Source organism: Roseovarius sp. Pro17 (assembly GCF_035599575.1).
GTDB lineage: Bacteria > Pseudomonadota > Alphaproteobacteria > Rhodobacterales > Rhodobacteraceae > Roseovarius.
Genome location: NZ_CP141179.1, coordinates 791,439 through 804,881, shown reverse-complemented (window position 1 = coordinate 804,881; position 13,443 = coordinate 791,439). Strand labels below are relative to the sequence as shown.

Annotated in this window: 14 protein-coding genes; 4 read left to right on the top strand and 10 right to left on the bottom strand. The window is 60.3% G+C overall.

Annotation, left to right across the window (positions count from 1 at the left end; all coding sequences use genetic code 11):
- Positions 1-12: 12 nt before the first annotated feature.
- From U3654_RS03900 to U3654_RS03890, 3 genes are read left to right on the top strand one after another with little or no spacing between them, the layout of a single operon-like run.
- The gene (locus U3654_RS03900) at positions 13-720 is read left to right on the top strand and encodes a response regulator transcription factor (RefSeq protein WP_324754052.1); all 708 of its coding nucleotides are present in this window, start codon (positions 13-15) and stop codon (positions 718-720) included.
- Positions 717-2,237: an ATP-binding protein gene (locus tag U3654_RS03895; protein ID WP_324754051.1), complete on the top strand. Its 1,521-nt coding sequence runs from the start codon at positions 717-719 to the stop codon at positions 2,235-2,237. The genes U3654_RS03900 and U3654_RS03895 overlap by 4 nt, the downstream gene beginning before the upstream one ends.
- Positions 2,238-2,285: 48 nt before the next feature.
- Complete coding sequence (locus U3654_RS03890) at positions 2,286-3,488, top strand: ABC transporter substrate-binding protein (RefSeq protein WP_324754050.1); 1,203 nt, start codon at positions 2,286-2,288, stop codon at positions 3,486-3,488.
- 114 nt (positions 3,489-3,602) lie between these two features.
- On the opposite strand, the gene U3654_RS03885 is transcribed toward U3654_RS03890, so the two are convergent.
- From U3654_RS03885 to U3654_RS03865, 5 genes are all read right to left on the bottom strand, one after another.
- Positions 3,603-4,310, bottom strand: coding sequence for a recombinase family protein (locus U3654_RS03885; protein WP_324754049.1), 708 nt, complete (start codon positions 4,308-4,310; stop codon positions 3,603-3,605).
- A gap of 78 nt (positions 4,311-4,388) precedes the next feature.
- Complete coding sequence (locus U3654_RS03880; protein ID WP_324754048.1) at positions 4,389-4,892, bottom strand: phage terminase small subunit P27 family; 504 nt, start codon at positions 4,890-4,892, stop codon at positions 4,389-4,391.
- 23 nt (positions 4,893-4,915) lie between these two features.
- Entirely contained in the window at positions 4,916-5,407 is a 492-nt protein-coding gene (locus tag U3654_RS03875; protein ID WP_324754047.1) for a phage terminase small subunit P27 family, read from the bottom strand.
- Between the two features lie 195 nt (positions 5,408-5,602).
- Positions 5,603-5,815, bottom strand: a complete 213-nt coding sequence (locus U3654_RS03870) for a DUF7220 family protein (protein ID WP_324754046.1) — start codon at positions 5,813-5,815, stop codon at positions 5,603-5,605.
- Complete coding sequence (locus U3654_RS03865; RefSeq protein ID WP_416384577.1) at positions 5,812-7,083, bottom strand: site-specific DNA-methyltransferase; 1,272 nt, start codon at positions 7,081-7,083, stop codon at positions 5,812-5,814. Before U3654_RS03865 ends, U3654_RS03870 begins: the two co-directional genes overlap by 4 nt.
- Before the next feature lie 409 nt (positions 7,084-7,492).
- Here U3654_RS03865 and ampC point away from each other — a divergent pair, with 409 nt between their 5' ends.
- Positions 7,493-8,647 carry a class C beta-lactamase gene (gene ampC, locus U3654_RS03860; RefSeq protein WP_324754044.1) on the top strand — a complete coding sequence of 385 codons (1,155 nt, stop codon included), beginning with the start codon at positions 7,493-7,495 and terminating at the stop codon, positions 8,645-8,647.
- Positions 8,648-8,870: 223 nt separating this feature from the next.
- Here the strand turns inward: ampC and U3654_RS03855 are convergent, their stop codons facing one another.
- From U3654_RS03855 to U3654_RS03835, 5 genes are all read right to left on the bottom strand, one after another.
- Positions 8,871-11,912, bottom strand: a complete 3,042-nt coding sequence (locus U3654_RS03855; protein WP_324754043.1) for a bifunctional DNA primase/polymerase — start codon at positions 11,910-11,912, stop codon at positions 8,871-8,873.
- A 3-nt stretch (positions 11,913-11,915) separates the two neighbouring features.
- The gene (locus U3654_RS03850) at positions 11,916-12,104 is read right to left on the bottom strand and encodes a helix-turn-helix transcriptional regulator (RefSeq protein WP_324754042.1); all 189 of its coding nucleotides are present in this window, start codon (positions 12,102-12,104) and stop codon (positions 11,916-11,918) included.
- Entirely contained in the window at positions 12,094-12,291 is a 198-nt protein-coding gene (locus U3654_RS03845) for a hypothetical protein (protein ID WP_324754041.1), read from the bottom strand. The genes U3654_RS03850 and U3654_RS03845 overlap by 11 nt, the downstream gene beginning before the upstream one ends.
- A 79-nt stretch (positions 12,292-12,370) precedes the next feature.
- Entirely contained in the window at positions 12,371-13,009 is a 639-nt protein-coding gene (locus U3654_RS03840; protein WP_324754040.1) for a sigma factor-like helix-turn-helix DNA-binding protein, read from the bottom strand.
- 177 nt (positions 13,010-13,186) lie between these two features.
- Positions 13,187-13,408 carry a hypothetical protein gene (locus tag U3654_RS03835; RefSeq protein WP_324754039.1) on the bottom strand — a complete coding sequence of 74 codons (222 nt, stop codon included), beginning with the start codon at positions 13,406-13,408 and terminating at the stop codon, positions 13,187-13,189.
- Positions 13,409-13,443 lie beyond the last annotated feature (35 nt).

Here is a 13,443-nt window from a genome sequence, read left to right as displayed (position 1 = left end):
AGCAACCGTAGGATGATCAAGATGGAAAGAGCCGACGCACAGCCATCCGCGTTGAAACTCTTGATAGCGGACGATCATTGGGTCGTGCGTCAATCACTCAAACAGGTCGCACGTGGCCTTGACGACGACGTCTCGGTTTTGGAAGCGTCCAGCTTCGTTGAGGCCGTTTCGGTGCTAGAGCAAAATCCGGGCATTGGCCTGCTGCTGGTTGACCTCATCATGCCGGGTTTCAATGAGTTTGAAGGCTTGCGCCTGATTCGAAACAAGTTTCCAAGCATTCCTGTTGTGATTGTCTCGGTTCACGAGGATTCCGAATATGTGCTTCGGGCAATTCAGCACGGTGTAATCGGCTACATTCCGAAGTCTGCCAACGCGCTGGAGATCAAACACGCACTGTCGCGTGTGCTTGCCGGAGAGGTAGCTTTTCCCCGCGATATTCTGGCCCGGACGCAGGCCGAACCGGCAGCCGTTTCGACGAAGCCACCCGCCGCTAGCTTTCCGGGCGCGGATCTTACCAGACGCGAGGCTGAAATCATGGTGATGCTGGGCGGCGGCGCGCCAGTGTCTGAAATCGCGGATACACTTGAAATAAGTCGCCAGACCGTCAGAGTTCATCTGGGCAACGCGATCAAGAAGATTGGCCTAAAATCTCGCGAGGCAGCAATCCGGTTTGCGGTGGAGAACGCCGGAGCCCTCAAAGCTATCGGCACCAAGCCGTGAGCCACCCGGAACCATCCCTCGCGAACGACGCAGCAGCGTTTGAACATGTTGGCCATGGCATTGCGGTCTGGACAGCGCACCAAACGCTTTCAGGCTGCAATCCGGCCTTTGCCGAAAGGTTCCGCTTCGCGCTTGATTCCGAACAGATTGGCATGAGCCAGTCGGAGTTTCTCAAAGACGCAAGCACCCGCGGCATTCTGCTTGAGGCAACTCAATGCGATGGAGCCGAGCATTGGACGAATGGCGAAAATGCCGGGCCTATCAGATTGCGTTTCTGTGATGGCTCAGTTTGTCTGCTTGAATCCTGGCCGCTGGCGCAGGCAGGTTCGGTTACGATGCTTCGTGACGTAACTGAAACAGAACGTGTGCAGGAGGCCCTTTTACGAGCGCTTGATACCGCGAAGACGGCGGATCAGAGTAAATCGCGTTTCCTACGCGCTGCGAACCATGATCTGCGCCAGCCGCTTACGGCGCTGAAAATCCTCATCTACGGCTGCTACGAAGCTGAAACCGCCCGAGAACGAGAAGAAGCGCTGCATGCGATGGACATCTCGGTGTCTATCATGGAAGACTTGCTTGGCGCGCTTCTCAATATCGGTCAACTGGATGCCGGTAGGATCCATCCCAATATCCAGACGTTTCAGGTTTCAACGATACTGGAACGCCTGAACGTCCAGTTCGCGCATCAGGCCCGCGAGGTGGGGCTCGACCTGCGCATTCTTCCCTGCTCGGTTGCAATCGTCAGCGACCGCGTCCTGCTGGAACGAGTGCTGAGCAATTTTGTCAGCAATGCCCTGCGGTATACCGCGAGCGGGCGGGTGATCGTAGGCTGCAAACGCCGGGGGGCGCGTCTGAGGATCATGGTCATCGATACCGGGGCAGGAATTGAGGAAGAGTATCATGAGGCCATTTTTCAGGAATTCTTTCGCATTGCGGACAAACAATTGTCGGGGCGTCACAATCTGGGGTTGGGGCTGAACATATCCAGACGGCTGGCCGAGATGCTAGGGCACCCGATTGAGTTAAAAAGTAGCTTGGGCGAGGGATCGGTGTTTTCGTTGGATGTGCCGATTGGCAACGCGCTGTACAGCTCCATCGGCGAGCCGGAAATCAACGAAAGCATTGGTGGCCAGTTTGCCGGGCTGGTTTGTCTGTTACTGGAAGACGACGCCAATCTGCGCGACGCTTTGACCACGCTTCTTGAGCGTTGGGGCATCATCGTCATGCAGCTGGATGTGTTCGACGATGTCGCGGCCAGTGTCGCAGATTTGGACGATATTCCGGATATCATTATAACGGATTACCGGTTGCAGGGGAAAATCCAAGGCACGGACGTTGCACGCGACATTAACTCCATACTGAAAGAACCCTGTCCGACGCTTGTCATGACAGCGGATACCAGTCCCGACCTGATACAGTCGATCCGCGATCAGGGGTTTCCCTTGATGATCAAGCCTGTCAGCCCGCCGGGCTTGCGCGTCCTGATGCACAACTTGCTGTTTGAGCCGGACCCATGAGTTGGGTAAATCTGATAAACAGGATCGCTTGCCTAGGAGAAGACCGCAGTGTCGCTTGATACCATCCCGATAGGAAGCATGGTTCCATTGACCGGTACATCCGCCGATGATGGGCGTGAATTTCGCAATGGACTGCTGATGGCGATCGACGAAGTAAACGCGCGCGGCGGCATAAACGGACGAAAGCTCGTTCCAGTTTTCATGGACACTGGCAACCAGAGCGCGGAAAAGGTGGTTCGGGCTGCGCGGACCCTAATTGCCGACCACCACGTGCATGCGATCATCAATGGCTACAATATCGGCTCGCAAAATTCCGAATATGAAACCATTGCCGATGCGGGCATAATTTATATTCACCACAACACTCTGTTACAGCACCACGACACCATAGCAAGCGACCCCAATCGCTACTTTGGCTGCTTCATGGGGGATCCGGCTGAGTATTGGTACGGTCAGGGCTTCATCAAATTTCTGTCTTGGCTGCGGGATTCCAAACAATGGAAACCACGAAATCGCCGCATCGCGATTCTGTCGGGGCCAAAACCGTACAGCATCGTCATTGCCAATGCGATGGCTTCAGTCTCGGAACAGTTCGGGTGGGAGGCCGCACGTCCCCGCGTCACGCGCAAAATTGACGGCAACTGGCGTGAAATTCTGGACGACATCCGCAAAGAGGATCCGGCCGTCCTGGCCTTTACCCATTTTCACGCCGCAGACATGGCGACGTTCCATTTGCAATTCATGGAAAACCCTCTGCCCGTCTTGCTCTACTTGCAGTATGGTGCACTCCACCGCATGTTTTCGGAAATTGTAGGGGAAAAGGCGCGGGGCGCAATCGTGGGCACAGTGATCGGATTACCCCGCGATGAAATGGGCCTTCGCTTTGCCGACGATTACACGGATAGATTTGGCGCGCTCTCCACCCCGGAGGTCGGATGCCAGCCATACACATCGTTGCATCACTACGCCATTGCCGCAGCTATCGCCGGTGGTACTGGCGGCCCCGGGCAAGATGCACAAAACCGGCGCATCGCGTCTGCACTTCTCGATTTACCCTATCGCAGCGTCGCGGGTATGATCCGGTATCATCCCAAATGGCAGGCCGCTGTGCCCTATCCAAATGCCACAAACGATCCTTCTCTGGGATTGCCACATCTCTTCTATCAGTTGCGCAGTCCAGATGAGCGGGCAAACCTAGTGTCACCGGAGCCCTTTTCAGATTCAGCTTTCGAATTGCCGCCTTGGCTCTAAGGGTGTGATATCAGGTGCAGGCAAAGCCGCTCCCGTCGTCGGAACGGCCGGTGAGAGTTCTCGACCTTGTTGTTCAGCCCGCAGCCCGTTGTTTGCCGTGATGGAGCAACCGCGCTAACTGCCGGCGCCACCTGTACAATCAATCCTGCGGATCAGGTTCTTGACACTGGACACATGCCACATCCCACCCCGCCGTGTGAGGATTCCGCGCTGGTTCAACTCTCCAGCCATAGCCCGCAGCGTCTCATGGCCCTGAGCACGGATATCCTGCACCACCGCCTTAAGGTCGTGGGCGAACTGGTCGGCATTTGCACTCACTGTTCGCCGGAGCGCCTCGCCCCCCTTCCCTGCCCGTTTGAGCGCCGCTGCCCCGTTGGGATTGCCGAGCTTCACGCCACGCGCCTTCGCGGCTGCCAGCGCCTCTTTTGTGCGCCGCGAGATCGCCTCGCGCTCCTGCTGGGCGACGAGGGCCATGATGCCGACGGTCAGATCATTGGCTTCGGGCATGTCGACGGCGAGGAAGCGCGCGCCACTGTCCCGCAGGGTCAGCAGGAACACCGCATTGCGGCTGAGCCGGTCCAGCTTGGCAATGACCAGCGTCGCCCCTGTGAGCTTGGCCAGATGCAGAGCTTTGGCGAGTTCGGGCCGGGCATCCTTGCCGCCGCTTTCGACTTCAGTGAAGCGGCCAATGACATCCGCCGCGCGCGATGCCGCAAAGTCATCGATCGCCTTGCGCTGTGCCTCCAGACCAAGACCCGATCGCCCCTGCCTCGCGGTCGAGACCCGCTCATAGGCAACGAGCTTCGGAGTTGGGTGGAGCATGTACAAACCTGCCTAACGTGGGTTTGGCAGATGTGTACGCAATCCCACGCCCGATTGGAACGCTCGAAGCTGGCCATCTCACTTATAGCTTATTGTTTTGACGTCACTTTCACCGTCAGACCCTACCCCTCTGGTAAGATCGAGCGGCCGTTCGCATCGGTTGCCCTCCTTGTCGGTGTAGACCGTCACGAACTCGATCGTCGTCACCTGATCCGTCGGACTGTCCTGAGCGATGTCGAGGCGCGCCCGCGCGACCGGGGTCAGCCCCAGCTCTCCCATATAGCGCGCCATCAACTCCATCTGCTTGTTGGCGACCGAGAGCCAGGGCGATTGCTGCACATAGCCGCTCGGCGTCTTGAGCAGCATCGGTGTGGTCGCGAGCTTTTCCTCTGCCTCCACCCAACGGCTGTAGGCTTGGCAATAGACCGCAAGCGCCGCGCGATCCGCCACCGTCAGAACTCCGACGGAATGCAGAGGAGATGCCAGACGGCGCCACTCCCTGCGGGCAACCGCAGTCAGATGCGGCGGGCAGCGCGGCAACGCTGCGAACGCGGCCGTGCCGCCTTCAACGACCTTGGGCATCGGCTTGCGTCCACGCCTGCCCATCAGGCCAACCATTCGTCAAACTTGGAGAATGCATCGGGCCCTGCTTCGCTTATCCCAGCCACGCGGGTCCGCGCCGAGGGCGTCAACCCGAACTCGGCCGCATAGCGCACCATATCGGCCATCGCCTTGTTTGCCGCCCCCACCAGCGGGTTCTGGATCAGGTTGCCGCTCTTGGTCTTGACGATCAGCCCCTCAGTCACAGCGTCCCGTTCTGCCATGCGCGCCAGCGCCGTCTCTGCAGCGCTCCAGCGGCCATAGGCCTGACAATAGGCTGCGAGGGCGCCGCGATCGAGATGCGTCAGAATCCCCAAGGTTACCAATTCAACGGCGACACGGTCCCACTCCTCGCGCGCGGCATCAGTCAGATGCTCCGGCGGTTCAGGTTGGGCAATCTCAGGTTTTGGCTCGTTCGGATTGAGCCGGTGGGCGCGCGCGGTTCCGGTCAGGATCTTGAGATTGGTCGGTTTGGTCTTCGGCCCGCGCGGTGGCACCTGTGGTCTCCTTCATCAGATCAACCGGTTTGACCCTCGGTCGCAATCATGGCCGTGCGAAAATGTTGCTGAGGCCGCCGGTCCACGGTGTCGCCTTCCAGAGTGTGACCCGCCCCCCCAGCGTCGATCGGGTCGAAGAGTGTGGATGCCTCCATTGGCGTTGTGTTTGCGTCAGGGGTATTGGCAGCCGTCCCATCAGCGGTTCAGCCGCACGAAGAGGCGGCGAAGGACGTAACTGCGCAGAAACAACACGGCGGTGAACACGCCGCTCAGTGCCAGGTTCTGCCACAGCATCACTTGCAGGCCAATCACCGGAAAGACCAGCAGTTGCGTGATCATGGCGACAAGCCAGCCGAGGACCACATTTGTTGCCGCCTCGAGCGCGGAGAGCGTGCGGCTCTGGGTCATGCATTCCCCCGTTCATGCGAGACATCCGCGAAGGTGCGGTCGGTTCCCGCAAGCCGCGCCTGCTGTCCCGAGAAGGTCTGCCAGCGCAGGACCGCGACGTCGATATAGGCCGGGTCGAGTTCCATCGCATGGCAGACCCGCCCGCAGCTCTCGGCGGCGATGATCGTCGTGCCAGAGCCCGAGAAGGGTTCATACACGGCTTTCCCTTGGCTGGAGTTGTTCAGCATTGGGCGGCGCATGCACTCCACCGGCTTTTGCGTGCCATGCACCGTTGCCGCGTCCTGATCGCGGTTCGGGATCGACCAGAGGGTGGTCTGCGTGCGATCTCCGGACCAGTGGCCCCTGCCGCGCACCGCGTACCAGCAGGGCTCATGCTGCCAGTGATAGTGGCCCCGGCTCAACACCAGCCGATCCTTGGCCCAAATGATCTGGCTCCGGATGTCAAACCCGCTCGCTTGCAAGCTGTCGGCCACCGTCGTGGCGTGAAGCGCACCGTGCCAGACATAGGCCACGTCGCCCGGAAACAGCGCCCAGGCCTCGCGCCAGTCGGCCCGATCGTCATTCAGCACCTTGCCGGTGCGCTTGGTCTCCGAGGTCCCTGCCCGGTTGCGCCACTCGGGATCGTACATCACGCCGTAAGGCGGGTCTGTGACCATCAGATGCGGCGAGACGCCTTTGAGCAATTGCGCCACGTGTTCGCTGGTCGTCGCGTCTCCACACATCAGGCTGTGACCGCCCAAATGCCAGAGATCACCTGACCGCGACACCGGCGTTTCAGGAACGTCTGGCGTTGCCTCCTCTTTGGGATCCGCCGCGCCGTGGTTCAGCAGCGCGTCGAGCTCCGCTCCCTCGAAGCCGATATCGGCCAGATCCAGCCCCAGATCCGAGAGGTCCGCCAGTTCCAACCCCAAGAGCTCCCGGTCCCACCCGGCCTGCTCGGCCAGCCGGTTGTCGGCAAGGATGTAGGCCCGCTTCTTCGCCTCGCTCAGGTGGGTGAGCTCGATCACAGGCACCATTGCCAGCCCCAGCTTCTGCGCCGCCAGCACCCGGCCGTGGCCCGCGATAATGCCGCTCTGCCCATCGACCAGCACCGGATTATTGAAGCCGAACTCCCGGATCGATCCCGCGATCAGAGCCACCTGCGCCTCGCTGTGGGTGCGCGCGTTGCGGGCGTAGGGAATGAGGTCCGAGGTTGCAACCTGCCGGATGGCCGAGGCGCCCACGGGCGTGGTCTCGGACTGTGCATCTGCTGTTGATCTTGCCGCCATGACCCCGCCCTGCGAAATGAAACCCTCGTGCAAGGCAGTGTAGCAGGCTCATCAACCCATTGTAATATCGACAATTTATGACATTTTGCGTCATTGACCGCCAACTTGGACGGGCATTGATCCTATCGCCAGCGCCGGATCAACTGCGCTTACCGCAGGAACTCGGCGCCAAGGATCACGGGCCCCATCGTCGCCATTAAGCCGGCCGCTGTGCTTCATGCGGCACGAGAGCGGTTGTTCGCTGCAAATTGTGCTGAGGTCCGCTTTAAGGAACTGCTGCATGAAACCCCAATTTTGAACATGAGCGCGTTGCCGCGCGAATCCTTCAAAAAGTAAAGTCGTGTTTGAGCGTCAGTATGATACGCAATAAATCCGCAAAACCATAAAACATAATAACAACGAGGCAGAGATGAAGACTTGGACCCTTACAGCGGCTGCGGTGCTGTCCCTTCCTACCGCACTGGCCGCACAAGGCATGACTGACAAGCAGGTTGCCGAAATGGCACGTGACAGCTTCGCGCCAGTGATTGCCGAATACGACATCCCCGGACTGGTGGTCGGCATCACCTTCCGTGGCAAACAGCATTTCTATTCGACCGGACTTGCTGCAAGAGAGGGTGAGGTCGCGGCATCGCCAGAGACGATCTTCGAACTGGGATCAATCAGCAAGATATTCAACGCAACACTTGCGGCACTGGCCGAACAAAAGGGTCAGATTGACCTTGACGCCCCTGTGTCGGACAGCCTGACAGATCTGAAGGGCTCTGCCTTTGACGGCATCAAGCTTATCGACCTTGCCACACACGTCACCGGCGGTCTGCCGCTGCAAGTCCCGGACGAGGTGCAGAATGTTCCCGCACTGATCGACTGGCTGGCCGATTGGCAACCGCCACAGCCGGGCACCCGCAGCTATTCGAATGTCAGTATCGGCCTGTTGGGGCACATTACCGCAGACGCGATGGGCATGTCATACGCGCAGGCGGCAGAGGACATCCTGTTCCCGGCAATGGGTCTGACGAGCACCTTCATCAACGTCCCGGACACAGCTATGGATCGGTACGCTTACGGCTACGATCGCGAGACCGACGCCCCAATCCGCGTGAATCCCGGCGTGCTGGCGGATGAGGCCTACGGCGTAAAATCCACTGCCCGCGACATGGTGCGCTTGCTGGATCTAGAACTGGGTCACGGCGATGCAGACCCGGCGCTGGCCGCCGCCCTCGAACGGACACGCGAAGGTCGTGCCAAGACGGCCTATTACACGCAGGACATGATCTGGGAACAGTATCCCTGGCCCGCCGATCTGGACGCGATGGAGGCTGGCAACGGTTATGACTTCATCCTGTCGCCCCAGCCTGCCACCGCCATTACGCCCCCTTTGCCGCCGCAGCAGGACGTTATCCTGAACAAGACTGGGGCCACCAATGGCTTTGGTGGGTATATGATGCTCTTGCCAGCCCACGAGATCGGCATTGTTGTTCTGGCAAACCGGAACTATCCGAACGAAGCCCGTGTCCGCGCCACATACGATCTGATCGAAGGCCTTCTGGCTGCAAAAGAATAGCGAACAACGGACAGCTCTTCGAAAATAATGGGAGGTCCGGGTGACACCGGATCTCCTAAACTGTTCCCGACCAAATTACTTATGGAACATCCGGCATAGCTTCGCCCGTCAGATAGCTGCCATTCGGTGCATCACTGAACATCGGAAATGTGGGCTCAATTCAGCCGCTCGCTGCGACTTGCATGAACGTCTGCTTCAAAACCGGCACGTGCAAGAGCGTGCGCTAATCCGGTCGCCATTCAGCCACGTCACCCACCGCAGTTTCGAGATGCCGTCGCACCGTCGCATCCTCCCCTTTGATCCACCATGCACGCTGCCAGGACCGCCCGCGTCCAGTCCGGCGATATCGGGCTGATTTAAGGGACAAGCCCTTTATATATACATAAGGGATTTGTCCCTTAAATAGCTTCCTTTGGAACGACTTCCGCGCCTGCTCCAAGGATCCGAACATTTGCGGATAGAGCGCCAGAGCGTCCGACGGGCTGTCCACGGCAACGCTCGCCAGCAGCATCTGCTCGAAGATGCCCGGGCGGGCGCTGTCCCAAGGAGCGATGCGATCGTGTACAAGGGGCAGAGCAACGTCGGCAAGGATATGCACATCCAGCGGGTTCTGTGCCGTCCGGTTCACACCGCGCCCTCGACCGATGACCTGGATAAGCTCATCATCGCAGATCGCCGCACGCATGATCTCGGCATCCGGGTGTTGATGTCTCAGGACCCGGATGGCACGTGATCGGCCATCGCGCATCCATATCCCTGAGGCTGTGACATGATACTGGCCCGCTGCCTCAGATCCCAAATGCATACCCGCCGAGGTTGAGACATCGCTGTCGCGCGGCAATGGTCGGCCAATGACAATCAGGGCACGGACGTCTTTCCAAGCGTCAATTCCTGCCACCGCGTTAAAATGCGCCGTCGAGATATTTGACAGCCCCCAGAAAACCGGTTCGATGCTTTTGTTGGTGACCACGAGGATATCATCGCCGCCATGTGCCAGCGCGACGAGCCTGACATAGTCAATGCACTGCGCCAGAAGGCTTCCGGGCCGCGCGCTCGCCTGATGGTCTGAACTGGACTCCAACCCCTCGTTCAGTTTGCCCTTGCTGAAAGGGCCCGGAATGAGTGTCACCGCCATATCGGGGGCGGCCGCATCGATCGTGATCTCGCGCATCTGTCCCAGAACGGGCGCCGCAAGCGCATCTCGAAAGGTTGCATCCAGATGCAGGCATGGAAGATGGCTGAAGCCGCCATGCATGGTGCGCAATTGGCTACAATGGATCATGCTATCGCCGGTGGCCGGGTTGGCGTCGCCGATGCGAAGGGTGGGGCAGCACAGACTCTCTCCTTCAAGGAAGGTTTCAATCGCTGTCCACAGATCCAACATCGTGTGGACGCGTTCATTCCAAAGCGAGTCTTCGATAATCTCTTTGATACGGCCTTCATCCTGGCCAGCTGTCGGACTGCTCGATCTGAACCGCTTTTGCTCCAGTTCGCAGGCCGCGCGGCAGGCGTCTGCATCCAGCCCTTCATCGGTACAGGCCGCACGCTTCAGCGGCCCCGCTCCGGACCGCGCCAAGGCAGCCTGTAGTTGTTGTCGCAATGCCGCCAGGTCAGCGCCGCGGGCGGCCCGGCCGACTGCCGATCCGAATATTCGCCCCGCTGAGAGGAATTCTGCCTTGAGGCTTTCGAGGCTCAAGCCTGGCAAGACCCTCGGCGCTCGTTGCCAGCAGCCCTCATCGACAATGACAGCACCAATGCCGGTCATCGCCCCAGCCAGCTTCTGAAACATTGCATCATACGGAGCTATGACCACGTCGGCGGTGCTAATCAGGCGCCGGTTCTCTTGTTTCGGGCATCCGTTAAAATGCGGGCAACGGGTCGTCAGGTTCTTTTGACAGGCAGAACTCTGGATGTCTCTCCGATTAGAGATCGCCGCCTTCACCGTCCTGAGGTTCCCGCACATCGGCCGGCCGGTTCCGGGATCCTTCCGCTCGTAGCCGCGCAATCCGGCTACACAAACGCCGGTCTCTTCCCAAGCAGTGACTGCTTCCTCCGCCAGTGCATGGGAGGCGACAAAGACGACGATGCGGTGAGGCAGACCGGCGCCGCGCAAGCGGGCTTGCAGGGCGCTCAGATGCTGCCTGCTGATCACACTCTTGCCCAAACCGACGGTGGCGCGCAGGGCGCGTTTTGGTGGTTCAGTCTGGGCTCCCCCGCGATGCCATAGATATGCAGCCTCCGCGAAATCTGCGATTTCAGCGTCAAGTTTGCCGCGGGCCGCCGTGGCAGTGAGCGTTGGCACGGCGTAATCTGGTGCAACGTCAAGCTGACTTCGCGATGGCAGAGCGCCGATCGCATGCAGCCGAAGCTTGTCCTGCACCTTGCGGGATGCATCCGCGAGCACGTAAGTGCGCACACCATCCTGCTTTGAACGGGTGAGATCAGTGCTGTCCGCGAACCGCTGCCAGACCTGAGCCGCGATTTGATCGAGGTTTAAAGCGCCCCCGGCCTCCAGCAGGTCCTGCACGGCGTGGAAGGCAATCTGGCTGAGCCAGGCATCGCGCCCGTCCGTGATCCGTCCCTGCGCATCGCGCACCGGATCGCCAGACCCCGCCGCCTTCTTGCGCCTGGCTTCGCCGCGTTGGTTGTCCGGACGCTGGTCAGTCGGGCCGATCTCAGCCAGGAATGCCGCCGCCGCCTTCGGGTCAATCACCGGAAGGTCCGAGAGCGGGATTTCCAAAGGGGTTTCACCCAGCGGCCAGGAATACGGCTTGCCGGTGACGGGATGGAGACCGAAGGCGACAAACTGCTGCCCGAGCCCGAGTATTTCGATTTGCCCCGACTTCATCTTGGCGAACGGAGCCTGTGTCCGGTAGAGCAGCAGGCGTTTCGGCCAGCACCCCACTCGAACGAGCGTTTCGCCAAAGCGCTGCATGGCGAGGGCCTGTGCCGCATGGGCGCGGTCCGGATCAAGAATATCGATATCGACACCGACCAGACGGCCCGTGCGCAAACCCACGCCGCAGGACCCGTAGCGAACGCGCCAGGTCTCGATTGCCGCCTCGTCGATCTCCACACTGGTCCAGCGGCTTAGCGCGGGCACTTTCTGACCCGGTTTGATCGGGATGGGGTCATAGCCGTTGTCGAGCAATTGCTCGGCGGCGGTGGCAAACGTGATGGAGCCAACACGTTCGGGGCGGCCAGCGGCCACCCGGTCAGTGTCTCGGTTGTCGCGGGGACCACGCTGCTGGCGTCCCGCGTTCATCGTCTACGGCTGTGTCAGGTGTGCGGTTTCCCAAGCCAGCACATCGCTCATGCGATACCGGATCGAGCCACCGATTGTGATCCAGGCTGGGCCATAGCGCTGCGCCCGCCAACGTTCCAGCGTCCGGCCGCTGACGCGCCAGCGCGCAGCCAGATCTCGCTGCGTGAGGCAAATGCGCAGATCACCGGTCATGCCGCACCCCACTTCCGCACCGATAACTGGAGCGCTGAAACACCATGAAAAGAGGCTGACCGTCCTCAGTGCGCCCACCGTCCTCGACGCGGTAGCTGCGCCCTTCCTCCAGCAGCATGCCGAAGTCCCACGACCCGTAGAGGCCGGGGAGGCGCTCGAAATCCTCATCCACATTGCGGATACCCATCGATCCCGTTCCTTTCTTCGGGCGCCGGAATGGCGGCCTTGAATAGGGAAAGCCGTCGGCTGGACCGGTTTGGGACAGATCACAGATCATTTTGCTGCCTCAGCCGGGACAGCGCACGTTGACACCGCTTTCTGGCTGCCTCGTGGCTGATGCCGAGCTGATCGGCTGCCTCTTTCTGAGTGAACCCCGCGATGTGGACGGCGACGAGCAAAGCTCCGTCCGCACCGAGCGCCGCCTGCGCTGCCGACAGGATCACGTCGGGCCGGTCGACCTCGCGCTGGACCAAGACGTGTTCGACCTTGTCCATGTCGACCGAAAGCCGTGCCGCTTGGTCATCCCGAATGTAGAGGCGGCGCAGATCACGCTCGAGGTTGCGCAGCAGGGTGGCTGCAACACGGGTGATACGACCCAACCGCACGCGCCTGATCCCGATTGTCAGAGTGCTGAGCAGATCGGCATCAAGCGTTCCGCACCGGCAGAGAGGCCACAACCGTCGACGCACCACGCAAAGCCCCGGCCAAAGGGCCAGAAGCAGCAGCTCGACCGCGAGATCACCCGCCCGGTCCCTGCCGCCAGACGCACGCAGGAGATGGCTCAGAACGTCGTTCTTCGCCTCGGCATCCTGTGCAGGCGCGTGAAGCCAGCCAATCAGCTGCGATGGGTCACGGAACGTCCTGCATTGATCAATCGGTGGGAAAAGCGATGGGAAAGAAGTCATTGCAGAATACCGGTTCACGGACCGGACAAGTTGCGCGTGCAGCGCAGACCAGTTGGAAGACAAGAGACGCCAGCCTTTCGGCCGGGCGTCGCGCGCCTCCTAGTGGCCAGGTCTGGGCGTCGGGCGCCTCTCTATTGGAAATGAAACGACCGGCCCCAAGGGAGCCGGTCAGTCGGATCAGGTGGTTTTGTGAATCTCGTTCAGCGTGCCACAGCGGCGGCAGATCGCCGCCACTGGCGTGCTGACGATATACTGGTGACCACGTGCGAAGTTGACGTGGACGCCGCCGTCACTGCAGCATCCCAAAAGCTTGCAGCATTTCTGGCAGCGCCAGTCGCGGCCAGTGCTTCGGCGGCCGGCAGACGGACGCTGGCGATGGGTTTGAGAGAATGATGTCATTTGAGGGCTCCTGTCGTTGGATGAGCACCTCTATT